This window comes from Chryseobacterium culicis (assembly GCF_002979755.1).
In the GTDB taxonomy this organism is placed as follows: Bacteria; Bacteroidota; Bacteroidia; order Flavobacteriales; family Weeksellaceae; genus Chryseobacterium; species Chryseobacterium culicis_A.
Map to the genome: position 1 here is coordinate 1,857,308 of NZ_PCPP01000001.1, position 24,930 is coordinate 1,882,237.

23 protein-coding genes are annotated in these 24,930 nt (G+C 37.0%); 14 read left to right on the plus strand and 9 right to left on the minus strand.

Annotated features, from left to right (window positions below; genetic code table 11):
• Positions 1-107: 107 nt before the first annotated feature.
• Positions 108-626 (minus strand): pyridoxamine 5'-phosphate oxidase family protein, encoded by a 519-nt coding sequence (locus tag CQ022_RS08435; RefSeq protein ID WP_105680989.1) that lies wholly within the window; start codon positions 624-626, stop codon positions 108-110.
• A gap of 167 nt (positions 627-793) precedes the next feature.
• Between CQ022_RS08435 and ahcY the strand changes: the two genes are divergently transcribed.
• The 7 genes from ahcY (at position 794) to CQ022_RS08470 (ending at position 10,219) form a co-directional block, all read left to right on the plus strand.
• Entirely contained in the window at positions 794-2,107 is a 1,314-nt protein-coding gene (gene ahcY / locus CQ022_RS08440; protein ID WP_047421190.1) for an adenosylhomocysteinase, read from the plus strand.
• A 102-nt stretch (positions 2,108-2,209) separates the two neighbouring features.
• On the plus strand, positions 2,210-3,013 hold the full coding sequence (locus CQ022_RS08445; RefSeq protein WP_105680990.1) for a hypothetical protein: 804 nt from the start codon (positions 2,210-2,212) through the stop codon (positions 3,011-3,013).
• 347 nt (positions 3,014-3,360) lie between these two features.
• On the plus strand, positions 3,361-3,753 hold the full coding sequence (gene yiaA, locus CQ022_RS08450; protein ID WP_034699887.1) for an inner membrane protein YiaA: 393 nt from the start codon (positions 3,361-3,363) through the stop codon (positions 3,751-3,753).
• 141 nt (positions 3,754-3,894) lie between these two features.
• Entirely contained in the window at positions 3,895-5,709 is a 1,815-nt protein-coding gene (locus CQ022_RS08455; protein WP_105680991.1) for a BspA family leucine-rich repeat surface protein, read from the plus strand.
• A 79-nt stretch (positions 5,710-5,788) separates the two neighbouring features.
• Positions 5,789-7,063: a BspA family leucine-rich repeat surface protein gene (locus CQ022_RS08460; RefSeq protein ID WP_165791599.1), complete on the plus strand. Its 1,275-nt coding sequence runs from the start codon at positions 5,789-5,791 to the stop codon at positions 7,061-7,063.
• Between the two features lie 25 nt (positions 7,064-7,088).
• A complete protein-coding gene (locus CQ022_RS08465; protein ID WP_105680993.1) occupies positions 7,089-8,642 on the plus strand; it encodes a BspA family leucine-rich repeat surface protein in 1,554 nt (517 codons plus the stop codon).
• 17 nt (positions 8,643-8,659) lie between these two features.
• Complete coding sequence (locus CQ022_RS08470) at positions 8,660-10,219, plus strand: BspA family leucine-rich repeat surface protein (RefSeq protein WP_105680994.1); 1,560 nt, start codon at positions 8,660-8,662, stop codon at positions 10,217-10,219.
• A 55-nt stretch (positions 10,220-10,274) separates the two neighbouring features.
• Here CQ022_RS08470 and purE read toward each other — a convergent pair whose 3' ends face one another.
• A complete protein-coding gene (gene purE, locus CQ022_RS08475; protein WP_034699885.1) occupies positions 10,275-10,778 on the minus strand; it encodes a 5-(carboxyamino)imidazole ribonucleotide mutase in 504 nt (167 codons plus the stop codon).
• A gap of 204 nt (positions 10,779-10,982) precedes the next feature.
• On the opposite strand from purE, the gene CQ022_RS08480 reads away from it, so the two are divergent.
• The 4 genes from CQ022_RS08480 (at position 10,983) to CQ022_RS08495 (ending at position 15,474) form a co-directional block, all read left to right on the plus strand.
• The gene (locus CQ022_RS08480; protein ID WP_105680995.1) at positions 10,983-11,888 is read left to right on the plus strand and encodes a DMT family transporter; all 906 of its coding nucleotides are present in this window, start codon (positions 10,983-10,985) and stop codon (positions 11,886-11,888) included.
• Between the two features lie 123 nt (positions 11,889-12,011).
• Positions 12,012-12,710 carry a hypothetical protein gene (locus CQ022_RS08485; protein ID WP_105680996.1) on the plus strand — a complete coding sequence of 233 codons (699 nt, stop codon included), beginning with the start codon at positions 12,012-12,014 and terminating at the stop codon, positions 12,708-12,710.
• A 70-nt stretch (positions 12,711-12,780) separates the two neighbouring features.
• Positions 12,781-13,344, plus strand: coding sequence for a hypothetical protein (locus CQ022_RS08490; RefSeq protein WP_105680997.1), 564 nt, complete (start codon positions 12,781-12,783; stop codon positions 13,342-13,344).
• Positions 13,345-13,350: 6 nt separating this feature from the next.
• On the plus strand, positions 13,351-15,474 hold the full coding sequence (locus CQ022_RS08495) for a cation:proton antiporter (protein ID WP_105680998.1): 2,124 nt from the start codon (positions 13,351-13,353) through the stop codon (positions 15,472-15,474).
• A gap of 293 nt (positions 15,475-15,767) precedes the next feature.
• On the opposite strand, the gene CQ022_RS08500 is transcribed toward CQ022_RS08495, so the two are convergent.
• Both CQ022_RS08500 and CQ022_RS08505 read right to left on the minus strand, forming a co-directional pair.
• Positions 15,768-16,880, minus strand: coding sequence for a 5-(carboxyamino)imidazole ribonucleotide synthase (locus CQ022_RS08500; protein ID WP_105680999.1), 1,113 nt, complete (start codon positions 16,878-16,880; stop codon positions 15,768-15,770).
• Positions 16,881-16,904: 24 nt separating this feature from the next.
• Positions 16,905-17,456: a DUF1543 domain-containing protein gene (locus tag CQ022_RS08505; RefSeq protein WP_105681791.1), complete on the minus strand. Its 552-nt coding sequence runs from the start codon at positions 17,454-17,456 to the stop codon at positions 16,905-16,907.
• 97 nt (positions 17,457-17,553) lie between these two features.
• Between CQ022_RS08505 and CQ022_RS08510 the strand changes: the two genes are divergently transcribed.
• Both CQ022_RS08510 and CQ022_RS08515 read left to right on the plus strand, forming a co-directional pair.
• Positions 17,554-18,384, plus strand: coding sequence for a sulfite exporter TauE/SafE family protein (locus CQ022_RS08510; protein ID WP_105681000.1), 831 nt, complete (start codon positions 17,554-17,556; stop codon positions 18,382-18,384).
• On the plus strand, positions 18,384-18,767 hold the full coding sequence (locus tag CQ022_RS08515) for a DUF1634 domain-containing protein (RefSeq protein WP_105681001.1): 384 nt from the start codon (positions 18,384-18,386) through the stop codon (positions 18,765-18,767). The genes CQ022_RS08510 and CQ022_RS08515 overlap by 1 nt, the downstream gene beginning before the upstream one ends.
• Positions 18,768-18,771: 4 nt before the next feature.
• Here the strand turns inward: CQ022_RS08515 and CQ022_RS08520 are convergent, their stop codons facing one another.
• Together CQ022_RS08520 and CQ022_RS08525 are read right to left on the minus strand one after the other, a co-directional pair.
• Positions 18,772-19,149: a VOC family protein gene (locus CQ022_RS08520; RefSeq protein WP_105681002.1), complete on the minus strand. Its 378-nt coding sequence runs from the start codon at positions 19,147-19,149 to the stop codon at positions 18,772-18,774.
• 36 nt (positions 19,150-19,185) lie between these two features.
• Entirely contained in the window at positions 19,186-19,626 is a 441-nt protein-coding gene (locus tag CQ022_RS08525) for a nuclear transport factor 2 family protein (RefSeq protein WP_105681003.1), read from the minus strand.
• 152 nt (positions 19,627-19,778) lie between these two features.
• Here CQ022_RS08525 and CQ022_RS08530 point away from each other — a divergent pair, with 152 nt between their 5' ends.
• Positions 19,779-20,819, plus strand: a complete 1,041-nt coding sequence (locus CQ022_RS08530; RefSeq protein ID WP_228421498.1) for an endonuclease/exonuclease/phosphatase family protein — start codon at positions 19,779-19,781, stop codon at positions 20,817-20,819.
• A 44-nt stretch (positions 20,820-20,863) separates the two neighbouring features.
• On the opposite strand, the gene CQ022_RS08535 is transcribed toward CQ022_RS08530, so the two are convergent.
• The 3 genes from CQ022_RS08535 to CQ022_RS08545 are packed head-to-tail and all read right to left on the minus strand — an operon-like array spanning position 20,864 to position 24,723.
• A complete protein-coding gene (locus CQ022_RS08535; protein ID WP_105681005.1) occupies positions 20,864-21,922 on the minus strand; it encodes a diphosphomevalonate/mevalonate 3,5-bisphosphate decarboxylase family protein in 1,059 nt (352 codons plus the stop codon).
• Positions 21,923-21,943: 21 nt separating this feature from the next.
• Positions 21,944-23,713: an AMP-dependent synthetase/ligase gene (locus CQ022_RS08540; RefSeq protein WP_105681006.1), complete on the minus strand. Its 1,770-nt coding sequence runs from the start codon at positions 23,711-23,713 to the stop codon at positions 21,944-21,946.
• Positions 23,710-24,723, minus strand: coding sequence for an NAD-dependent epimerase/dehydratase family protein (locus tag CQ022_RS08545; protein WP_105681007.1), 1,014 nt, complete (start codon positions 24,721-24,723; stop codon positions 23,710-23,712). Before CQ022_RS08545 ends, CQ022_RS08540 begins: the two co-directional genes overlap by 4 nt.
• Between the last annotated feature and the right edge of the window lie 207 nt (positions 24,724-24,930).

Consider the following 24,930-nt stretch of genomic DNA (forward strand, 5'->3'; position numbering starts at 1 on the left):
GTTATTATCCGTTATAAGAATAAATTAAAGATTAAATGAAAAAACTACTTCTTTGTTTTCTTACTCTTTATAAACTTCCAGCATCCTTCTTCCAGCTCCCAGCTTACTTATTTAGACTGATGATTCACATCATTTCTGTGCTCAACAATTTCAAGATTGGCATCCACGAAATAGGCACTTCCGAATCCGTTCACATAAGATCCTTTCACAGGTTGAAGAGCAATTAAAATAAAATCTCCCATTTCAGAAATTACATCTACAACTTTACCATGATTTTCTTTAAGTTTCGCCACTACAGTGTTCCATACTTCAGAACCTCTTTCAATCTGAAAAGTTGCTGCTTCAATGGTAAGGCGCTCACGGGCATAGATTTGCTTGGTAGCCGATTCATCTTCAATAAACATAATGGATGTTTTTCTTCCATCAGCAAGATTTTTAGTATGTTTTGCCATGAAAGAGACCAGAATATAAAAAGTTTGATCTACTTGTACGAAAGGAGCATAGCTTGAATTGGGATTTCCTTCAGCATCTACAGTAGCAAGGATGATACTTTTTGAAGCGTTGATCAGTTCCTGTACTTTTGGAGCAACGGGTTTGATTTTCTTTTCTGTATGGGTATGGTTCATAATATATTTTTTTATCAGCTAAAATTAATTATTTATATTAAGACTAAATAATATTAATTCATGTTTAATCTCATAAAACTGAACTTGATCTGCCGTTTTTATATCTTAATTATTAATCGTAATTTTGCCTTTCGTTATCAATTGAATTTAAAAACTATTCATTACATATGAGTACTACAACACAATACGTTCCTTATAAAGTTAAGGATATCTCCCTTGCAGAATGGGGTAGAAAAGAAATTACTCTTGCAGAGGCAGAAATGCCAGGTTTGATGTCTATCCGTGAAGAGTACGGACCATCTCAGCCACTGAAAGGAGCAAGAATCGCAGGATGTCTTCACATGACGATCCAAACGGCTGTGCTTATCGAGACTTTGGTAGCTTTAGGAGCTGAAGTTACCTGGTCATCTTGTAATATTTTCTCTACACAAGACCACGCTGCTGCTGCTATTGCTGCTGCGGGAATTCCGGTATATGCTTGGAAAGGGTTAAATGAGGAAGAATTTGACTGGTGTATTGAGCAGACTTTATTCTTTGGTGAAGACAGAAAACCATTAAACATGATTTTGGATGATGGTGGAGATTTAACAAACATGGTTTTTGATAAATACCCTGAATTTACAAAAGATATCAAAGGTCTTTCTGAAGAAACAACTACAGGAGTACACAGACTTTACGAAAGAATGAAAAACGGAACTCTGGTAATGCCGGCGATCAACGTAAACGATTCAGTAACTAAGTCTAAATTCGACAACAAATACGGATGTAAAGAATCTGCTGTAGACGCAGTAAGAAGAGCTACAGACGTAATGTTAGCCGGAAAAAGAGTGGTAGTTTGCGGATACGGAGACGTAGGTAAAGGTACTGCGGCTTCATTCAGAGGAGCAGGTTCTATCGTTACGGTTACTGAAATTGATCCAATCTGTGCACTTCAGGCTGCAATGGACGGATATGAAGTAAAAAGATTAGACACTGTGGTAGATAATGCTGATATCATCATCACTACAACAGGTAACTTCAATATCGTTAGAGGAGAACACTTCCTTAAAATGAAAGATAAAGCTATCGTTTGTAACATTGGTCACTTCGACAACGAAATCGATATGGCTTGGTTAAATAAAAACTATGGTCAGACTAAATCTGAAGTAAAACCTCAGGTAGACATCTATACGATTGAAGGAAAAGAAGTAATCATCCTTGCAGAAGGTAGATTGGTAAACTTAGGATGTGCTACAGGTCACCCAAGTTTTGTAATGTCTAACTCTTTCTCTAACCAGACTTTGGCTCAGATCGAATTATGGAACAATTCTGCTGCTTACAAAAACGAAGTATACATGCTTCCTAAGCACTTAGATGAGAAAGTAGCTGCTTTACACCTTAAGAAATTAAGCGTAGAGCTGGAAACTCTTTCTCCTGAGCAGGCTGAGTATATCGGAGTAGACGTAAAAGGGCCATTCAAGCCTGAATACTACAGATACTAAGATTCAATACAATATGATATTATCCCACTATTTCTAAGATAGTGGGATTTTTTATGGAGTGCCGTATAGCAATTCCTTATTTTTGTCAACTAAAAAAATAACATGAAAAACTACTTATTTCTGGGAATGATGAGCGCTGTGGTATTCTTTAACAGCTGCAGCAGCAATGATGATAATGAGGGAACCAATAATCCTTCCGAACCAAAAGTATTATTAAGTAAAATCACTACAGTTTACTATGATAATCCATCGCAGCCTCAAACCAGCGTAGAAACCCTTGAATACAATAGTCAGGGACAGCTTATAAAAACTTCTTCCGCCTATGGAACTTCCACATTTGAATACAATAACGGAAAACCTGTAAAGATAAATCATTATAATACCAACCAGACACTGGAATACTATTCTGCTTTTAATTATAACGGAGATCAGCTGGCAAGCGTTAAAGCAATCTACGACACTCATCCGGATTACAACCGAACGATTACCTATAATTATAATCCCAACGGACAGGTGATCTCTACATCTCTTTGCCAGTCGCCAGACTGTTCCAATCCCATCGTTGATACGTATGCTTATAATGGAAACAATATTTCATCAGAGATTTCAGAGGGTGGAGGATCCAGTTACAACACTAAAGTTGTGTATTCCTACGATGATAAACTGAACCCATATACCAATATCAACAAGTATATTAGAATTATGATGGGCAGAGCTATTGTAATGAGCCCCAATAATTATCTCATAGAAAAGATAAGCTACAAAAGTAACGGGACCTGGCTACAAAACCAAACCAGAACTTCTACGATACAATACAACAGCGCTGGTTTACCTACTCAGGTGGTCTCAAAAGAAGCCAACGGAAACCTTTCCGCTCAGTACAATTACGAATATATCACTCAATAATAACAGACTCTCCAATTTTGGGGAGTTTTTTTATAAGCTAATCCCGCTATCCGCTCATACTCCTCACGCCAGCCGAAGAGCCTCAACGCTTGTTGCGGGGTAACCGCTGCTATCGGGGCTAGGGAAGTAATTATAAATGATGAATGATGAGTTATGAATTTGGGATCCTCTTGATATAGTCAATCGGTACGGACTTTATTCTGTTTGCTGTTAAATAAAATTCACTGGCTTTAGTTAAAACTTAAAATATATTAACCATCATCAGTATTTTACCCATATTTCCCATGTGTTTAGGCTCTATTTATAAAAAATGAATATCTTAGCCCCTTTAAACAAAACATTAAACTATGAAAAAACAAAGAGTATCGAATGCGTTCGTTGCGGCATCATGGGTAGCATTAGGCGCAGGAATGATTGGCTTTATTGTTGGTCTTGCAAGAGCGGAAATGCTGCTGAATGAAAAAGGATATTATTTCACCATACTTCTTTATGGTTTGTTTGCCGTTGTTTCGTTACAGAAAGCAGTACGTGACAGGTTAGAAAACATTCAGGTGACAGATATTTATTATGGGATCTGCTGGTTTGCCACATTATCATCTATTGTATTATTGGCTATCGGACTTTGGAACGCCACCATTCTTCCCAGCGAAAAAGGTTTTTATGCCTTTGCCTTTTTGCTTGCGCTCTTCGGAGCCATCGCAGTCCAGAAAAATACACGTGACAATATGCTTCAGGAATAAAGTAAACTCTCCAAAATGGAGAGTTTACTTTATTTAAATAAATTCATTAAAATTTATAAAATACTACAAATTTGACATTTACATTAAAAATATATTAAGTTTTTTGTTATTTTAGCTGTGCTTATTTCACAAACTAATGACATGTACAAAAAACTACTCTTTTCTCTTCTATTTATTCTATTATTTCAGCTTTCAAAAGCTCAGCATGAGTTTATTACTATTTGGCAGCCCGGCTTTATAAGTACCATTCCCATATACGTTACGGCTCCCTATCCCGCAGGGAACAATCAAATCTGGTTTCCTGCTATTGGCAATAATTTTACCATAAGCTGGGAAGAAGTAGGTTATCCGTCACACCAGGGAACAATGAATAATGTTACTTCCACAAAGCAGGTGCTTATAGACTTCGGAACATCATTACATCCGAATTCAATGCAAGCCAGTTATCAGGTGAAAGTAAGCGGTGGAAATGGGACTTTCAGAATACTTTCTACTGAATATTCACTTTCTACAGGAGTTACATATAATGGAAGCATTGATAAATTGCTTGAGATTTCCCAATGGGGGAATATCCAATGGAGTACAATGAACAATGCTTTTGCAAACTGTCCTAATATAAAACTCACGGCTTCGGATGCACCCGATCTGTCCCAAGTTACAGATCTGTCCGGAATGTTCAAATCTGCAAAGAATTTTACTTCCAATAATTCAATAAACAGCTGGGATACTTCATCTGTACAAGATATGTCTGAGCTATTTTCACAAACAACATTCAATTCTCCGATTGATAACTGGAATACATCAAATGTTACCAATATGTCCCGTATGTTTTATTTTTCAAAACTTTTCAATCAAACTTTAAAAACCTGGGATGTCTCTAAAGTTACCAATATGCAGTCTATGTTTATGAGTGCAGAAAAGTTTAACCAGCCTTTACAGGACTGGAATACAGAGTCTCTTACGAACATCATTGATATATTCAATGGAGCAAGGGAATTTAATCAACCAATCAATACCTGGAATATTTCAAATGTAACAAGCCTTAGTGGTATCTTTTCATTAGCCCCGCAATTCAACCAGCCACTCAATCACTGGAATACCTCAAAAGTAACCGATATGTCCAGAACATTTAACGGAGCTTTAAGTTTTAATCAAAATATTAACAGCTGGGATACCTCCAAAGTAGGGAATATGTCACTCATGTTTGCACAAGCTGTAAGTTACAACGAGCCTATGACTTCCTGGGACACGGGAAGTGTGACGGATATGTCTTTTATGTTTCATTTCAATCCGTATTTCAATCAGAATATAAGCAATTGGAATACAGCAAAAGTGGTCAACATGGGACACATGCTTCACGGCTGCTATGAATTCACCCATTCACTGGAAAACTGGAATGTCAGTACCGTTACCAATATGGATTTAATGCTAATGGAGACCACTTCATACAACCATACTTTAGAAAAATGGAATCTGAACTCCTTAATAACTGCCGCCTCAATGCTTACTTCTTCAGGATTAGACTGCAGAAATTACAGTAACACCCTTATTGGATGGTCTAATAACGGTAATACTCCCAATGGTATTCATCTTGGTATCGTTTCAGACTTAACCTATTCCGATACTGCAACTCCTTCAAGAAATCATCTTCTCAATGTAAAAGGATGGAGCTTTCTGGGAGATAATTTAGGCACCTGTGAGCATCAACTGGGGACTTCAGATAACAGCCTTAATAATACCCCTCAAATGTATCCCAATCCTGTATCGGATATGATTTATCTGAAAAATATTCAGAATGTGATAAGGTATACAATAACCGATATGAGCGGAAGAACGGTTGCTAAAGACAAGCTGGGACATAACGAAATATCTGTTCGTCTTTTGTCTCCGGGAAATTATGTTCTGCAGATTTTCACGAAGAATACAGTACATTCATTCTCATTCATCAAAAAATAACCCAAGAAAACTAATTCCATAAACAATAAACATGATCTTAAAAAAAATTCCAATACTCATTTTTCTTTTGATGATATTCATGGCAAAGGCCCAAAATGAGTTCATCACCATCTGGAAAACTCAAAATGCACAACTCATTAAATTTCCAGGAAGAGGAACCAACTTTCATGTCTACTGGGAAGAAGTAGGATATCCTCAGCACAACGGAACAATGAGCAGTGTAACTTCAACCACTGAATTCATCATCAACTTAGGAACACCATTAAACCCATCTCCTGCCCAGGCCAGTTACAGAATCAAAATCAGCAATGGAAACGGAAGCTTTGATCAGGTAAGATTTTATAATGGTTCATCAATCCCGGTTTACAATGCTTCAGACCGTTCAAAACTCACTCAAATTGTTCAGTGGGGAAATATAAAATGGAAGAGTTTTGACAATGCTTTTGTATACTGCGAGAATATGGATGTGACAGCCACAGATGCTCCAGACCTCAGTATGGTTACCAGTATGCGTCAGATGTTTTATTTATGCATTTCACTTATTGGTAATTCCTCTTTCAATACATGGAATACCTCCACCATTACAGATATGCATTATATGTTTGGTGATGATAATCTATTCAACCAACCCTTGGGAAACTGGGATACTTCGAACGTTACAGATATGTCTTATATGTTTGATTACACCGGATTTAACCAACCTTTAAATAAATGGAACACAGCTAAAGTGACCACCATGGAGCATATGTTTCATGATTCAGAAAATTTCAATCAGGATCTACAAAATTGGAACACGGGAAACGTAACTAATATGAACGAAATGTTCCATGACACTGCTTTTAATCAAAATATTGGAAGATGGGATTTAAGCTCATTAACCACAGCAACCGGTATGTTTCTCAATTCTGCGATGAGCTGCCTGAATTATGATAAAACCCTTTACGGATGGAGCCATAGCCCATCAACCCCGAATAATATTAATCTATCCAGTGCAGCACCATTGGTTTATTCTCATGCCGATGCTGTAGCTGCAAGAAATTATTTAATCAATAATAAAGGATGGACTATTTCCGGTGATACTTACAATGGATTATGCAACCAGACACTTTCAACTTCTGAAACGGAAATTAAAAACCAAACCTCCATCTATCCCAATCCGGTAAAAGATCATATTTATCTGAAAAATATTCAGAATGCGATAAGGTATACAATAACCGATATGAGCGGAAGAACAGTTGCTAAAGACAAACTGGAGCATAACGAAATATCTGTCAGAATTTTGTCTCCTGGAAATTATATCCTGCAGATTTTCACGAAGAATACAGTGCATTCTTTCCCATTCATCAAAAAATAACCCAAGAAAACGATAAACATTCATCATGACTTTAAAAAAAATACCAACACTCATTTTTCTTTTGCTGGCTTTCATTGTAAAGGCCCAGGACGAATTTATTACGATCTGGAAACCTGCTTCTACTGCAATACCCACATTAAATGTAGATGCTCCCTACCAAGCCACGACTCAGCAGATCTGGTTTCCCGGAATTGGTGATAATTATGATATTTACTGGGAGGAAGTAGGCTATCCGCAGCACAATGGTTCCCTTCTCGATGTAACTTCCACAAAACAGGTTCTTATTGACTTCGGAACGTCAATCGCAGAAAAAAATGATGCTAAATACAGGGTAAAAGTAAGTAATGGAAATGGCGTTTTCAAACAGATAAAATTTGCAACACCACAGATCCTTACTCTTCCTGAGCAGCTCTTCCCTATCTGGCAGCTCAATGGAAGTGCAGATAAAATACTAGAAATTGAACAATGGGGAAATATTTCATGGACAACAATGAACAGTGCATTTAGCCTGTGTAAACTCATGCTTCTTACAGCTACAGACAGCCCGAATCTTAATAATGTGGATGATGCTTCTTTTATGTTTTTTGGTACTACCAGCTTTAAAGGTGCCAGCTCCATGCAAAACTGGGATACTTCGAAAATCCAGAATTTCAGTTTTATGTTTTCGCTTTTATTTGATGTTGCACCAGCCACACTGACGGATCAGTTTAATCCGCCCTATTTTGATACCTGGAATATGTCATCAGCTACAAACCTCAGCTATATGTTTGGAAACAGAATTGCATTTAACCAAACGCTTAATAGCTGGGATGTTTCAAAGGTAACAGATATGAGCTGGATGTTTGGCCAGTGTGCAAGCTTCAATCAGCGTCTGGACAACTGGGATACTTCGAATCTTGAAGACATGCACTTTATGTTTCATATGATTCCTGTGTTCAATCAGCAACTCAATTGGAATACATCTAAGGTTACAAATATGGCTCATATTTTTCATGGCTGTGTTGCCTTTAACCAACCTTTAAACTGGGATATGACTAAAGCAAAGAAAATAGATCAAATCCTTAATAGTGCTTCAAGTTATAATCAATCCTTGGGAAATTGGAACCTAGCTTCTGTTATTGATGGTAATGGCGCTATAACTTTATCAGGTCTTAATTGTGAAAATTACAGCAAAACACTTCAGGGATGGGCAGATAACCCCAATACAGCAAACAATATTTCGTTAGGTTCTTTAACAGGATTAAAATATGCTTCCAATGTGTCAGACAAAAGAGATGCTCTTATTAATAAAGGCTGGTTCATCAATGGAGATACTGTAGGAAATTGCTTATTGTCTGCATCTGATGTAAAACTGAATAAAAAACTTTCGCTTTATCCTAATCCTGCGGTAGATGATATTCATATTGAAGGATTAAGTGATATTAAAAATTATAAAATTTTTGATGCAGCCGGAAGACTTGTACAGGAAGGTAATCCTAATAATGATATGATTAATGTAGGTTCTTTATCAAAAGGAAATTACATTTTACAGCTCACTCTGAAAGAAAAAACAATCTCTTCAAAGTTCATTAAGAAATAACCATAAAAACTCTCGAAATGGTATTAAAAAAATTTTCGACAGGATTTTTTATCTTGCTGCTATGTATGGTGAAAGCCCAGAATGAATTTATCACCATCTGGAAGCCTGCTTCTACAGTAATACAGCCAATCACTGTAAGTGCTCCCTATCAGGCAAATACTCAACAAATATGGTTTCCCGGAATTGGTGAAAACTATGACATCTATTGGGAGGAAGTAGGTTTCCCCCAACATAATGGTTCCCTTACCAATGTAACATCTACAAAACAGGTTTTTATTGATTTTGGTACATCAATCGCAGAAAAGAATGATGCAAAGTACAGAGTAAAAGTAAGCAATGGAAATGGTGTTTTTCAGCAAATAAAATTTGGAGACGTACAGGAAGTTCAGCTTCCGGATCAGATTTTCCCGGTCTGGCAGATCAACGGAAGTGCTGATAAAGTATTGGAAATAGAACAATGGGGAAACATTGCATGGAACTCTATGAACAGTGCTTTCAGCCAATGTAAGCTTATTCAGATTACGGCCACTGATACTCCCAATCTTAATAATGTTAAAGATGCTTCGTATATGTTTTATGCTGCAAAAAGCTTTACGGGGAACAGTTCTATGCAAAATTGGGATACTTCAAATATTAAGAATTTCAGATTTATGTTTGCTCTTATTTTTGACAGTATCAATACTACGCTTCCTGATCAGTTCAACTCTCCTTATCTTAATAACTGGGATATGTCATCAGCAACTGATCTCAGCTTTATGTTTGCAGGACGAGGAATCTTTAATCAAACAGTAAACAACTGGAATGTTTCCAATGTAAAGGATATGAAATGGATGTTTGCACTTTGCCCAAGCTACAATCAACCTATGGATAACTGGGATACTTCAAGCCTTGAAGATATTCGTTTTATGTTTCATTTCGATCCTGCTTTTAATCAGTCTTTAAATCATTGGAATACTTCTAAAGTTACGAATATGGCTCATGTTATTCATGGCTGTACAGCCTTTAATCATCCTTTAGAAAATTGGGATATGACCAAGGTTACCAGAATAGATCAGATCCTTAAGGAGACTCCGAACTTTAATCAATCGCTTGCAAGCTGGAATCTTGCCAACCTTAATAATGGCTCCCTTGCTTTAGCGGAGGCAGGAATGGATTGTGAAAATTTCAGTAAAACACTGGCTGGATGGGCAGATAATCCTAATACTGCCAATAACATTGATTTGAGTAGTGTTGCTCCTTTGACCTATGCTTCTAATGCAGGAGATAAAAGGAATATTCTCATCAGTAAAGGATGGACAATGTCCGGTGATACAGTAGGAAACTGTTTACTGGCTTCATCAGATATAAGAATAAGAAAAAAAACCTTACTTTATCCTAATCCTGCGGTAGATGATATTCACATTGAAGGATTAAGTGACATTAAAAAGTATAGAATTTTTGATGCAGCCGGAAGACTTGTACTGGAAGGAAACCCCAATAAGGATATGATTAATGTAGGATCTTTACCAAAAGGAAATTACATTTTACAGCTCGTTCTGAAAGATACTACCCTTTCTTCAAAATTCATTAAGAAATAAAAACAAAGAAGCCTCGCTGGAAAGTGAGGCTTTTTATTTTGAATGTAAAGATCAACTATTTGTCAAAATGATTAGGATGCTGCGCTTTAATATCATCTACTGTTCCTAGCACTTTATCTTTCAAGGAATCCTGATATTTCTGAAGCTTAGCCGCTACTTCTTCATTACCGCTTCCTAGAATTTTTGCTGCTAAAATCCCTGCATTCAAAGCACCGTTCAATGCTACAGTCGCTACCGGAATTCCACCAGGCATCTGAAGAATAGACAAAACGGAATCCCATCCATCTATTGAATTACTGGACAAAATCGGAACTCCAATTACCGGAAGTGTAGTACAGCTTGCTACCATTCCTGGAAGATGTGCTGCCCCGCCAGCTCCTGCCACGATTACTTTCAACCCTCTTTCCTGCGCAGTCTTAGCATAATCAAACATTCTTTCCGGTGTTCTGTGTGCTGAAACTACAGTTAATTCATAAGGGATATCAAGGCTTTTAAGAAAATTTGCAGCCTGTTCCATGATCGGCAGATCACTCTGACTGCCCATAATAATTCCTACCATCTTCAATTTTATTAGATGTTCAAAGATAAAGAATAAAGCTGGAAGTTGGAAGAAGGAAGCAGGAAGTTCTTTTAATCACAATCAAACATTTAAACAAAAACCTACAACTATTTCCTTTCTTATCTGTATCATTGAAAATTGAAAGAACTGTACCCATTCTTTTTCCGGTAAAACCTCTACATTTGTTTATTACACTTATTCACGTTGAAAGATTATAAACTTATTTTTGCTGTTCTCACTGTTGCTATTGTCTGGGGAACGACTTTTTTGGCCATCCGTGTTGCTGTGGAAACGATCCCCGCATGGTTTGTTGCCGGAATCCGACAGTTTCTGGCTTCTGTAATCATGCTTATCGTTCTTCTTTCAAGAAAGGAATTCAAATGGATTGGATGGAAGAGTTTAGGATATCAGATCATTTTCGCTTCCCTGATGCTGGTGGTTGCCAATGGTATGACTACGGTAGCTGAAGAAACGGTATCAAGCAGCCTTGCTTCACTGATCAGTGCCTGCTCACCTATTCTGGTATTTCTGGGAAGTGTGGCTGTAGGATTACAAAAGTTTAGTTTGCGGGCCCTTAGTGGTGTATTGCTGTGTTTCAGCGGAATTCTTTTTATTTTCTGGGATGGACTTAAAGATCTTGCTAACCCCGATTACAGAATGGGTATGATCTTCCTGTTCTGTGCCATTGCAGGCTGGGCTTCCGGAACTATTTTTACAAAGAAATTAAATATTCAGAGCGGAAATATAACGTTAAATCTTTTCTATCAGTTTCTGTTTGCAGGAATTGTTCAGATTATTCTGGCACTTCTGTTTTCTGAAAATTACAACTTCGAAAACTGGACTATTAAAAGTATTTCAGCCATGCTATACCTTTCTGTTTTTGGTTCTGTAGCTGCTTTTTTTGCCTTTCATTATGCCCTGACCAAAATTTCACCGGTTCAGGTTTCCATCCTTGCTTATATCAATACCATTATTGCCATATTTTTAGGCTGGCTGATTATGGATGAAAAAGTGACTTTCAAATTTATTCTTGCAGCTATCATGATCATTTGTGGTGTTTTTATTATTAACTACAAACCGGAAATGTTCAGGAGGCAGAAAGCATCATAATATGTAAAATTTTTCCTCAATTTTTTATTTGCTCTGTTGTATTTCTAACCATTAAATTCGGTTAAAATTTACAGGTAAGTATCAGAATTTCTTTACATTTGCCCAAACACAACGAGTATAACCATGAAGCAAAAAATATCCATCATTACTGTTTTACTTCTTCCTGCATTTTATTTTTCTCAAAAAGCAGAGCTCAGGGAAGATATCAAACTGAAAAGCTTTGATTACAAAATCTATATTCAAAACAAAAAAGACAAAGAAACCGATCAGGAATTATATCTGATTCCTAATAAAGGGGATACTATCAGAGAAAATGCTCTTGTAAAAAAAATATCAGGGGAAGAAACTCACAGAGGTATGTACAGAATGAACAACACAGAAATTCATTTTGTAGATATTGACCTTACCACAGAAAAAATCAACCATAAAATCTATAGCCCTAATAAAAAGGGAGCACTTACCTTAGTCAAAGAAAATTCAAATCTGGCCTCTTATCCAAAGGATCTTCCTCCAAAATTCAAAGACAACAAACCTCCGCATCCCGAATTTGCAGGTGGTGAAGCAGCATTGTATCAATGGATTGAAAAAAACATCTATCCGGTTCTGGAAAAGAAATATAAGAAAAAAGAGAAAGGGAATTCTGTTCTTATTTTAGATATAGACCCAAATGGAGTTCCAACTTTTGTAGAAATAAAAAATTTGAATATTTCTGATACCATCAAAAAACAACTCACCGATATTGTAAAAACATCTCCTGTCTGGAAGACCAATATACAAGGGTTTGACATGTCGGGAATTGTCTTTATTCCTTTAGAATACTAAGGAGTATTGTCAGGAAGTATTTTCATATTCCCTTCATTTTTCTTATATTGTATACTCCAACCTATACAATATGCTGAAAAACACATTATTTTTATTTCTGACCGCCTCTTTCCTTTTGGTAAGCTGTGATTACAAAGAGAAAGAAAAGACCCTGACAGACCGGGAGAAACAATTATTAGAAAAAGAAAAAATATTCGCTAAAAAAGAGTCAGAATATCAGTCTCTTCTGAAAATGAGAGACAGTATTTTTGCTAAAAAAGATTCTGTAGTCATTGCAACATGGCCCACTGAAATTTCCGGCCCATGGAATGGCAAAGTCATCTGTACAGAGTCTAACTGTAGTGAATATGCTGTAGGAGACCAGCGTACGGACATCTGGGAATTCGATAATGATTCCACCCAGCCTATTACCAAAATTATCAATAATAATAACCTGGTAAGGCTGTATACAGGCAAGTTTGAAAATAATGAGATCAAACTGTCTTTTAAAACAGATTCTACGGCCAAAAAGAATGTAGAAATGAGCGTTCTTCTTAATGATATTTCAGACAACAAGATCAAAGGAACAAGAACCATCACTTCTGATGGCTGTACCGCCAAGTTCTCTGTTGAATTAGTACGTTCCACAAAATAAACACATATGATTTTACTGAGTATACACAACCTGAGTCTTCCCATAGAAGATCCGGTACTGAAGTTCCTTTTGGTACTGGTCATTATCCTGGCAGCGCCCCTGCTGCTTAATAAAATTAAAGTTCCACACCTGTTGGGTCTTATTATCGCCGGAGCCATCATTGGTCCGAATGGATTCAATGTATTATCCAGAGACAGCAGTATTGTGGTAACGGGAACTACCGGGCTTCTCTACATCATGTTTCTGGCTGGCCTTGAAATTGACATGGGAGATTTTAAAAAGAACAAATGGAAAAGTCTCACCTTTGGTATCTATACCTTCACAGTTCCCTTTGTACTGGGATATCTGGGAGGATATTACCTTCTTCATTTCTCCATGCTGACCTCTATACTATTCGCCAGTCTTTTTTCATCGCATACCCTTATTGCGTATCCGTTAGTGAGCAAGTTGGGAATTGCGAAAAACAAGGCTGTTAATATCACGGTTGGAGGTACAATGATTACGGATATCCTGGCTTTATTGGTACTTGCCATAATTGTAGGAATGTCCCAGGGAGATGTAGGAACAGAATTTTGGGTTAAATTATCCGTTTCTTTCATTGTTTTTGCATTGATTGTACTGATTGTATTTCCTATTATAGGACGTTGGTTTTTCAAAAGAGTGGACGATAAAATCTCACAGTATATTTTTGTACTGGTTATGATTTATCTTGCTGCTATGCTGGCTGAGCTGGCTGGTGTAGAAGCGATCATCGGGGCATTCTTTGCAGGATTGGCTTTAAACAGACTTATTCCTCACACGTCTTCTTTGATGAACAGAGTTGAATTTGTGGGAAATGCTATATTTATCCCGTTTTTCCTGATCAGTGTAGGAATGCTGATTGATTTTAAAGTGTTCTTTAAAAGCTGGGAAACATTGGAAGTAGCAGGAATTATGCTGGTAGCCTCAATCGGAGGAAAATATCTTTCTGCCGTAGCCACTCAAAAAACATTCAGACTGACCAAAGAAGAAGGTAAACTCATCTTTGGATTGAGTTCCGCTTCTGCTGCTGCAACACTGGCTTCAGTAATGGTAGGATATAATATTATTCTTTCTGAAACCGAGACCGGAGAGCCCGTAAGATTACTGAATGAACACGTGCTGAACGGAAGTATTTTATTGATTTTGATTTCCTGTACCATCTCCTCTTTCATTTCTATGGCCAGTGCTCAGAAAATTGCGGAAAGTGACAATGAAGATACGGTTTCAGGAAATACCCATGAGGAAGAAAATATTCTCTTAGCGATCAATCATGAAGCAACTGTTGAGAGAATGGTAAATCTGGGAATCCTGATCAAAGCACATTCCAATACGGAAGATCTTTTCGCCCTGAATGTCATTAATGAAGACAAAAACGAATCTTCAGTAAAGAATGCGGAAAAACTTCTTCACCAGGCAGCAGATGCAGCCGCAGCTGCAGATGTTAAATTACAGGCTTTAAAAAGGTATGACAACGATGTCATCAACGGGGTAAATAATGTGATTAAAGAACAGAAAATTACAGACCTTATTATAGGACTGGAGGATGAAAAAGGGTTCTCCCCTTCGTTTGTCTATAATCTTTACAATGGTTATCTGCAGAATGATGATGTGAATGTGCTGGTATATCATGCGGCACAACCACTTTCCACCATTAAAAAATATGCCGTGATGATTCCTGAAAATGCCCATCAGGAAGCAGGATTCTTCCATGCATTGCTGAGAGTCTGGAATATTGCCAGAAATTCCGGAGCAACAGTTGTTTTCTATGCTCCTGAAAATATCCTTGATATTCTGCAGAAAATTATTAAAAAAGCCAATATAGAAGCAGAGTTTATCATTATGAATACCTGGCAGGACGGGGAAAGAACGGCTGCCCAATTGAAAGATGATGAAGCCCTGATTATCCTGATGGCAAAACGCGGCATGAAGTCTTATATTCCAAGAATGAGGCTGATTCCGGAACTTCTGAACAGGAACCTGAAAGACAATAATTACCTTCTGATTTTCCCGTTCTCAGAATATGATAAAAACAGTCCGGAAATACGTTCTGTAGGAAATCATGGAGATTTTGTGGAGATTGGAAATGTAATTCAGAAAATTTTTAAATAAAAAGCTGGAAGAAGGAAGAGGGATGATGGAAGTTATCTATGCACAAATAATCACTTTTTATTAAACCATCAAACCATTCAATCATCAATAGCATCGGGCTTTAGCCCGATGTGAACAATCGAAATAAAATTGGCTTTAGCCGAAACCTAAAATTAAGTTTTGGCTAAAGCCATTTGAAAGGATAATTATTGATAAACGGGCTAAAGCCCGTTCCTATTGAATTGATTGTATAACAAAGTAAAGGGAGCCGTTTTTAAATTGAAACGGCTCCCTTTATTTATTTTAAACTGATTTTACTCAGCAATTACTCTTACCATCCCCTTCACCATGACAAGCTTTTCCATAAGCTCTTCTCTGGAATCTGCAAGAACGTTAATATGTCCCATTTTTCTTCCTGGTTTGGTTTCTGTTTTTCCATATAGGTGGATGTAGGTTTCAGGTAACTGAAGAACGTCTTCCATTCCTTCATAGATTACTTTTCCGGAAAATCCTTCTGCTCCTACCAGATTCAGCATTCCGCTGTAGGTGATAGCATCGGTATCTGCCAAAGGTAAGTTTTTAACCACACGGTACATCTGCTCAAATTGAGAATTTGTATTTCCTTCCTGACTCTGGTGTCCGGAATTGTGCAGTCTTGGAGCTGTTTCATTCACCCATATTTTTCCTTCTTTGTCAAGGAATAGTTCGATGGCAAATAATCCCGGTGAGTTTACTGCCGCTAAGAATTTCTCAGTAATGGAGTCAATCTGGTTCTGAACATCTTCTGTCAGAAGAACCGGACATACATTGAAGTCTAAAAGGTTCAGCTTAGGATCAGCAACCATTTCCGTTACAGGGAAAATATTGGTTTCTCCTTTTTCGTTTCTTGCTACAATGACAGAAAGTTCTTTTTCAATATCAACCAGACTTTCAATAACAGATGCTTCTGTCCATAGATGCTGATAGTCTTCTTCTGTTTTGATGACCTGTACTCCTTTTCCATCATATCCTCCGGTATTCATTTTCTGAACGAATGGTAATGGCATAATGATCTTTTCATCACTGTTCCATACCACCTGAAATTCCGGACTTGGGATATCGTGCGTTTTATAAAATTCTTTCTGAAGGATCTTTTGCTGGATTGTTTTGATGATATTGGCATTGGGAACCACTTTTATTCCCTGCTTTTCAAGTTCTGCCAGTGCATCAGCATTTACATGTTCTATTTCAATGGTGACAACATCTTTATCTTTTCCGAAGTTCAAAACCGTTTCGTAGTCATTGAAATTTCCCTGTGTAAAATACGAGATATTATGACACGGAGCATCAGAAGCAGGATCCAGCGTATAAAACTCATCATCATACTTCAGTGCACTTTGTATCAGCATTCTTCCCAGCTGTCCGCCTCCCAGAATTCCTATTTTCATTTTTTATTTTTATTAGATTTATTCTTATTGAATTTTATCAATTTTTAAATAGCCCAGTCCCATTGGGTTTACCTGATTTTCTTCATCAGACTTTTTAAGAACGATAGCATATTTTTCTTTCATATAGGCCGGAAGAATATCACTTACATTGAAAATATCATCAATATCCACTCCGTGCTTATCATCAATATGGCTTACAGCGCCTTCAAATCCCATAGTCTGGTAAAATTCAGTAGCCTTTGCTCTTTTTACAATTTCACCCATAGACTGCCCAACCATGAGGTGTTGCTCATGGAATTCTTCAAAGAAACCAGGCTTATACCCTCCTAAATTGAGGAAAAACAATTGATCTTCTGAAGATTTTTCTCCCTTTTCTACAATCTCCACTTTGTACCCATCAGCGAATTTTACTTCCTGATAACAGTCCAGGTGAATTTTCCCTTCTGCTTCCTTCCAAAAGTCTTTCATATCCGGAATCAAATCTTTAAGATTCTCTGCTATTCCGAAAAAAACATCGTGTTGCTCAATATTTCTTCCTTTGGGTGTTGCCCCAAGAATGACATAAAATAATTTCATTTCGTTTTTCATGCATGCAAAAATACGTTAAATTTATCTTTTTCAAATGTTTGGCAGACTACGACAATAATTTTATATTTGTAGTATTATTTGTAGTATGTCAGAAATCATCATACTCTTCCTTGGCGCAATTTCCGCTGGTCTTTTAGGTTCACTTACGGGTTTAGGAGGAGGAGTTATTATCATTCCTTTATTAACGCTGGGATTCGGCGTTCCAATGCATTATGCTATCGGTGCTTCACTTATCTCTGTGATTGGCACCTCTTCCGGTGCGGCTGTAGCTTTCGTAAAAGAAGGCTTTACCAATATGAGAATCGGGATGTTTCTCGAAATAGCAACTACAGCAGGAGCTATTATTGGTGCGTTGGTTTCAGGAATGCTTAACCCCAATACAATCGGAATTATTTTCGCAAGTATCCTTCTTCTTACAGTTATTTTAAATCTTAAAGGGAAGCCTGATCATCAGGAACCTCTGATCAAAGGAAGTCTGGAAGAGAAGCTAAAATTATACGGAACATTCCCGGATAAAGGGATTTTAAAAAGTTATTCTGCAAGAAATACCGTTCCCGGATTTTTGATGATGATGTTTGCCGGTGCAATGTCCGGACTTTTAGGAATAGGTTCGGGTGCATTAAAAGTATTGGCCATGGACAATATGATGAAACTGCCTTTCAAAGTATCTACAACAACCAGTAATTTTATGATTGGAGTAACGGCAGTAGCCAGTGCACTGATCTATTTCCAGAGAGGAGAAATTATTCCGGTAATTGTAGCTCCCGTATTGATAGGAGTTGTTATTGGAAGTTTTATTGGTTCAAAAACACTGATGGTATCAAAAACCAAAAAATTAAAAGTATTTTTTGCCATTGTTATTACTATTCTTTCAGTTTATATGATGTATAACGGTATCAATAAAAGCTTCAGATAATGAAAAAGAATTTTACAGATGTAGATCTGAACCGTTCCGTAGGAAATCTTCTGAGACTGGGTGTTATTCTGTCTGTGGCAACATCGCTTATCGGTTTTATCAAGTTATTTATTGAAGGTTTTAAAATGCCTGAAAAATATTCCAGCCTTGTCGTAGGTACTTCTTCTGAAAAAGTATGGGGCCATTTCTGGACCTCTCTTTGCAAGGGAGAAGGTGTAGCAATAATCCAGCTGGGTATTCTTTTGTTGATCTTCACCCCTCTGATGAGAATTGTTTTCGCTTTAATAGGCTATTTAAAAGAAAAAGACTACGTTTATGTAGTCATTTCTTCTATTGTTTTAGCAATTATGGCTGTCAGTTTCTTTGCCGGGTACGCTCACTAATTTTTTACATTTCATAAAACTCTAACGGCAGCTGGTCCGGATCCTGGGTAAAGAAAAACTCTTTTCCGGTGAATTCATCTATGCGGATTTCTTCACAGTTAAGTCCCTTTCCTATCAACTCATTCCGTTTTTCTGTAACATTTTCTACTGAGAAAGCAAGATGCCTTAACCCACATGCTTCCGGGCGGGACGGACGTTGTGGAGGATCGGGAAAGGAAAATAATTCTATCACATAATGATCTCCGATAGCCAGATCAAGTTTATAAGATTGTCTTTCCTCGCGGTATACTTCCCGGATGATATTCAGGTTTAAAATTTCTGTATAAAACTTTTTGGAAACAGCATAATCTGAACAGATAATGGCGATATGATGGATTTTCATTCTTTAAATTTTAAACTACTTCTTAATTCAACGTTGTTATTTTATCTCTTTACAGTTATCTTTTCTTCTCGTATCAATAATATATTGGATTTTCCACTCATTATTCTGCTTTACCAATTGAAAACTGTTAGCTCCACAATGTGATAATTTTTCCTTTACATAAAAAGAATAAGGTGTAAATACACTTGCCAGATTTCCATCCGTATGAATGGCTTCTATGATAATTCTTTCATCCAGATCTCCTTTTGTAAATTTTGAAACAGAGGCAACAAAATCCTGTATGCTGTCACTTTTTACATTACCATCTTTAGTGATAGTTTGAAGAACTGCATTCTCCGCAAAAGCTGATTTTACCAACTCTGCATCGGCATTTTTCATACCAAGGAATAAGTTACGGATAGGTTTTTCAATCTCTTTATTCTGCTGCCCGAAACCCGAAATACTGCTCAGAACAAGAAATATAATTAATTTATTCATAGTATAGATTTAGATAATTAAAAATAGATAAAATAAAATTTAAATTGATTAACAAATTTTAAAATTCATTTTCCTTAAATTGTGCCCAAAATTATTTCAGAGCTTTTTATATGTGGATTATTTATCTGACTTTAGCCGTACTTCTTCTGGTCATGACAATATTACCAAAAATTCAGCATTCTCACTGGATATTCAGGGTTCCGGAATTTGCTAAAATACAGGTCACTTATCTTATCTTTTTCACTTTTTTATTAGGCCTTTTTACTGATCCTAAAGAATATTTATGGTATTATCAGGGACTTCTTCTGGTTTTATTTGTTCATCACAGCCATATCCTTATCAAATACACCCGCTTTTATCCTGTAAAAAAACACAGACAACGTCACAAGTCTTCTGATAAGTTGCATTTTATTTCTGCCAATGTTTATCAGTTCAATAAAGAGTATGAGAAATTCATCGGGCTTGTTAAAAAGTATAATCCTGATTTTTTCATGACTATGGAAAGCAATGGCGATTGGGAAAAGGCAATGAGACCTTTAGAAAAAGAATACGGCTTCCAACATAAAGTGACTCTTGAAAATACTTATGGTATGCATTTCTATTCCAGGATTGAAATCAAAGAAGCAAAAACTCATTATTTTGTGGCTGATGATATTCCGAGTATTGAGATCCATATGAAAACAGCGGATGGCTTTTCTTTTGTTTTCTTCGGGGTTCACCCGCCGCCGCCAAGTCCTACGGAAGAAGAAACTTCAAAGGAAAGGGATGGTGATCTTCTAAGCACAGCCAAATGTGTAAAAGACATCAAAAAACCTGTTATTGTTGTAGGAGACTTTAATAATGTTGCATGGTCAAGATCATCTGTTCTGTTCAGAAAAACAAGCCATCTGATAGATCCGAGAATCGGGCATTCTTTTGTTTCTACCTTCCATGCGAAATACCGTCTCCTAAGGTTTCCTATTGATCTGATGTTTCACAGCGAAGACATTTTTATTAAACAGCTGAAAACATTGGAAAATTTTGGTTCAGACCATCTTCCGGTATACTGCGAGTTTTTTATAGATCATCACAATGATGAACAGGAAGAATTGATTGAAACAGCAACTTCCGAAGAGAAAGCAGAAGCAGAAATCATGATAGAGGAAGGAAAGAAAGAAGATGGCGAACGTGAAACTGTTGTTACTGAGGATTAATAAAAAAGTGGACTAACGCCCACTTCTATTGAATATTTTTAATTTTAGAAATTCATTACATCCTTCACTACTCCATTTTTCTGAGTGTGCTGCAATAACTCAGCTTCAATGAAGGCTTTAATCTGCTCTTCGGAACCATTATTTGGAAACAAAAGATGAACATTAGCTCCAGCATCAAGGGTAAAGAATAAAGGAAGCCCTGTTTCTCTTCTGAAATCCCAGATCTTATTGATGACTTCCAGCGTACCTGTTTTCATCAGGATAAAAGCAGGATCACTCATCATCATCATTGCATGTAACGTAAGTGCTTCATGTTCTACCAGCTTGATGAAACGTTCCATATCTCCGTTTTTCAGGATTTCTTTCATCGGAACAAAATTTTCCCTTGCTTCCTGAAATCTTCTCTCCGCGTAAGGATTGGTATTCATCAACCCGTGTCCTACTGTTGAGGAAACACTTTTCTGTCCTTCATGAATCAAAAGAACCCAATCATTAAAATTTTTGAATACGTCATGAATTTCAGCATCCGGATATTGTACTCCGAATAAATCTGAACTGCCTTCTACCTCATCTGTTTTCCCCCACACTACAAGTCCATTATACAAACTTCGGCATGCACTTCCACTTCCTAGCCTTGCCAGAAATGAAGCCTTTCTCAAAGATTCTTCTTCGGAATTTTTCCCTGTAAATGATGCATCCAATGCCATCAGACATTTTGCAATGGCTCCAAATCCTGAAGCTGAACTCGCAATTCCTGAACTGTGAGGAAATGTATTTTCAGTTCTGATAATATATTTTCCTTTTAAAATCCATGGAAGGTATTGCTCTATATTTCTGAAATATTTCTCAATTTTCTCCGCAAACTTCACTTCTTCATTTCCAGCCAGAAAAGTCTGTACTGAAAAAACTTCATCTGCTGTAAACTCCATTGAAGTATTGGTTTTACAATGGTTTAGTGTATAACTGATACTTGGATTGGCAGGAATCTGATTGTCATATTTCCCCCAATATTTAATCAGGGCGATATTAGACGGACAGCTTTCTGAAACCGTTTGTGTATGAATGTTGAAATTTTCTTTTCCTATAAATTCTTGTGTCGTCATAGTTTCATTTAAGTGTACTGTTTAGTACATTTTCTCTATAATATCCGCATATTTTTTGATCACCACATTTCTTTTGACCTTTAGCGTAGGAGTAATTTCTCCTGTATTGATATCAAATTCTGCAGGCATTAAAGTAAATTTCTTCACTTTCTCATAGTCTGCCAGGTGGCTCTGTAATTCTTTAACTTTTTCTTTATAAAGATGGATGATCTTTTCATTTTTTACAGCATCTTCCCAATTGGTAAAAGAAATATTATTCTTTTTGATATAATCCTGTAAAAATTCAAAGTTAGGAACAATCAATGCTGAAACAAACTGTCTACCCTCTGCAATCAACATAATCTGCTGGATGAAATTATTATTGGTCAGAAGATTTTCTATCTGCTGCGGAGCAATATATTTTCCATTAGAAGTTTTCATGAGATCCTTGATTCTATCCGTAATGATCAGGTTTCCTTTATCATCAAACTTTCCTGCATCACCGGTTTTGAACCATCCGTCTTCCGTGAATACTTTCTGGGTTTCTTCAGGTTTGTTATAATATCCTTTCATGATTCCGTTCCCTCTCGCCTGAATCTCATCGCTTTCTCCAATACGCATTTCTACTCCCGGAAGTGGTTTTCCGCTTGTACCATGTTCAAAATGAGTTAAAGGGAAAAGTGTCAGGGTTGCTGTAGTTTCCGTTAATCCGTACCCAACCGTCACATGAATTCCTACGGATTCAAAGAAACGGGTAACTTCCGGTGATAATGAAGCTCCTCCACAAGGTAAGAACCAAAGTCTGCCACCCATTTTTTCTTTAATTTTACTGAAAACCAATCTATCGGCAACAGCTTCTTTGAATTTTAATCCAAAAGGAACTGGTCTTTCATTTCTTCTCAATTCAGCAGTTTCCCATCCGGTTTTAAGCGCCCAGTCGAAGATTTTCTTCTTCAATGATGAACCTTCTTCTGCTTTTTCCAGAACTCCTGCATATACTTTCTGGAAAAATCTTGGTACCGCACACATCATGGTAGGTTTTACTTCTTCCAGTGCTTTGGCTACATTTTTCGGGTCTTCCAGGAAATACACGCGGGCTCCGCCATATAAGCATAATAAACTCCAGCTTCTTTCAAAAACATGGCTTAACGGTAAGAATGCCAGTGAGAGCTCTTCTTCAAAGTTTTTAAACTTAAAAAATTCAAAATGGGAATCAAATGCTTTGATGAAATTTCCATGGGTAAGCATCACTCCTTTCGGAGTTCCGGTAGTTCCGGAGGTATAAATCAGTGTAGCAGTATCATCATGTTCTTTCTTACAGATTTCCAGCTCTGTTGAAGCTTTTGCAATAAAATCTTCAAGATAAAAACTGTTGAATTCCTTTTTGATCCACACTGCTTTTTTGGAAACAATAATCGTTTCCAGATTGTTTTCTTCTTTATGTAAAAATTCCAGGCAGGCATCATACTGCATCTGATTTCCTACTAAAACTGCTTTAGCTCCTGAATCATTAATGATATGTTCTGCCTGTTCAGCATTATTGGTTGAATAAATCGGTACAGTAACAGCACCAATAGCCATTGAAGCCAGATCAAAGATCATCCATTCTGACGAGTTATCTGAATAAATAGCCACTCTGTCATTCTCCCGAACTCCAGATTCTTGTAAGGCATTGGCTGTTTTAAAAATAATCTCACTGAATTTTTTCCAGCTCAGCTCTTTCCAGGCTGCATCTTTCTTTTTAAATCCGATGGCCGCTTTTATAGGATGTTTTTCTACATTTTTAAGGATAATTGCCTCTGCAAGATTCATTTCTTCAGCTTTTTGTCGTTAATATAATTATTCAGGTGAAAGTCTATGCTTTCTTTTACAGGAATAAACTGATAGTTCAGCTTTTCTTTGACTTTGTGATTGGAAATGGTGTTGAATGAAGAAATGGCCTCAATATTCGATTTGGTGACCATTTTCAGTTTCGGGATCAGCCATCCGAAAAGGGTATTGGCAATTCTTCCGATATTTAATACAGATTGTGAAAGAATTCTGGCATCTTTAAGTCCCAGGCGGGTTCTGACCTGTTTTGCAAGGTCGGCATATCTGTTATTTTCAGCAACAATAATAAAACGTTCTCCGAAAAGGTTATTTTCCATTAATCCTATCGCCGTATTGGCAACATCTCTTACATCTACGTAAGCAGAACCTCCTGAAAAGGTAAAACCGTTGTCTTCAAAAGTAGAGAAAAGTTCACCGCTGCTTTGATTCCAGTTTCCGCTTCCTACAATCATTCCCGGATTGATGATGATCACATTGAGGCCTTCCGCTGAAGCTCTCCACACCTCCATTTCGGATAGGTGTTTTGAAATTGCATAGGCAGAATGTTCCAGTTTCGGATTAAAGTCAGAATCTTCGTCCAGTTCTCCTTTTTCATTAAAATTATCGAGAACAGCAACAGAACTTACATGGAGAAATTTTTTAACTTCCGATCCTTCACAGGCAAACAAAAGATTCTCAGTACCCTTGATATTGGTGTGGTACATTTCTTTTTCATCTTTCGGATGAAAACTTACTTTTGCAGCACAGTGATACACCTCATCTACGCCTTCCAGAGCCGTTTTCAAGGAATCGAGATCGTCAAAATCTACGTTTACCCATTCAATTTTGTTGAAAAAATCGTCAGGATTCTCCGTATAAAAGCTATATGAATGCTTTACTTCGTTTAAATTGCTGCCCGGTCGTTTGGAAGCACGTACCTTTTCCCCTCTTTTAAGAAGTTCCAGTACAATTATTCTTCCCAGAATTCCGGTAGCACCTGTTACAAAAATCATTAATTATTTTCTTGATTGCTGACTAAAATATAACAATATTTTCTATCCGGCAATTCTTCAGGTTTCTGTAAAAATTACCCCGAAAAACTGCTTTTGCAAATTTGCGATTTTTAAAGCATAATTCAAGTTAATTTAACCAATATTATCATTCACAGAACAACAAACCGGAAAAATTTTAACAACATCAGGGTATGAAATTTAAAAGTC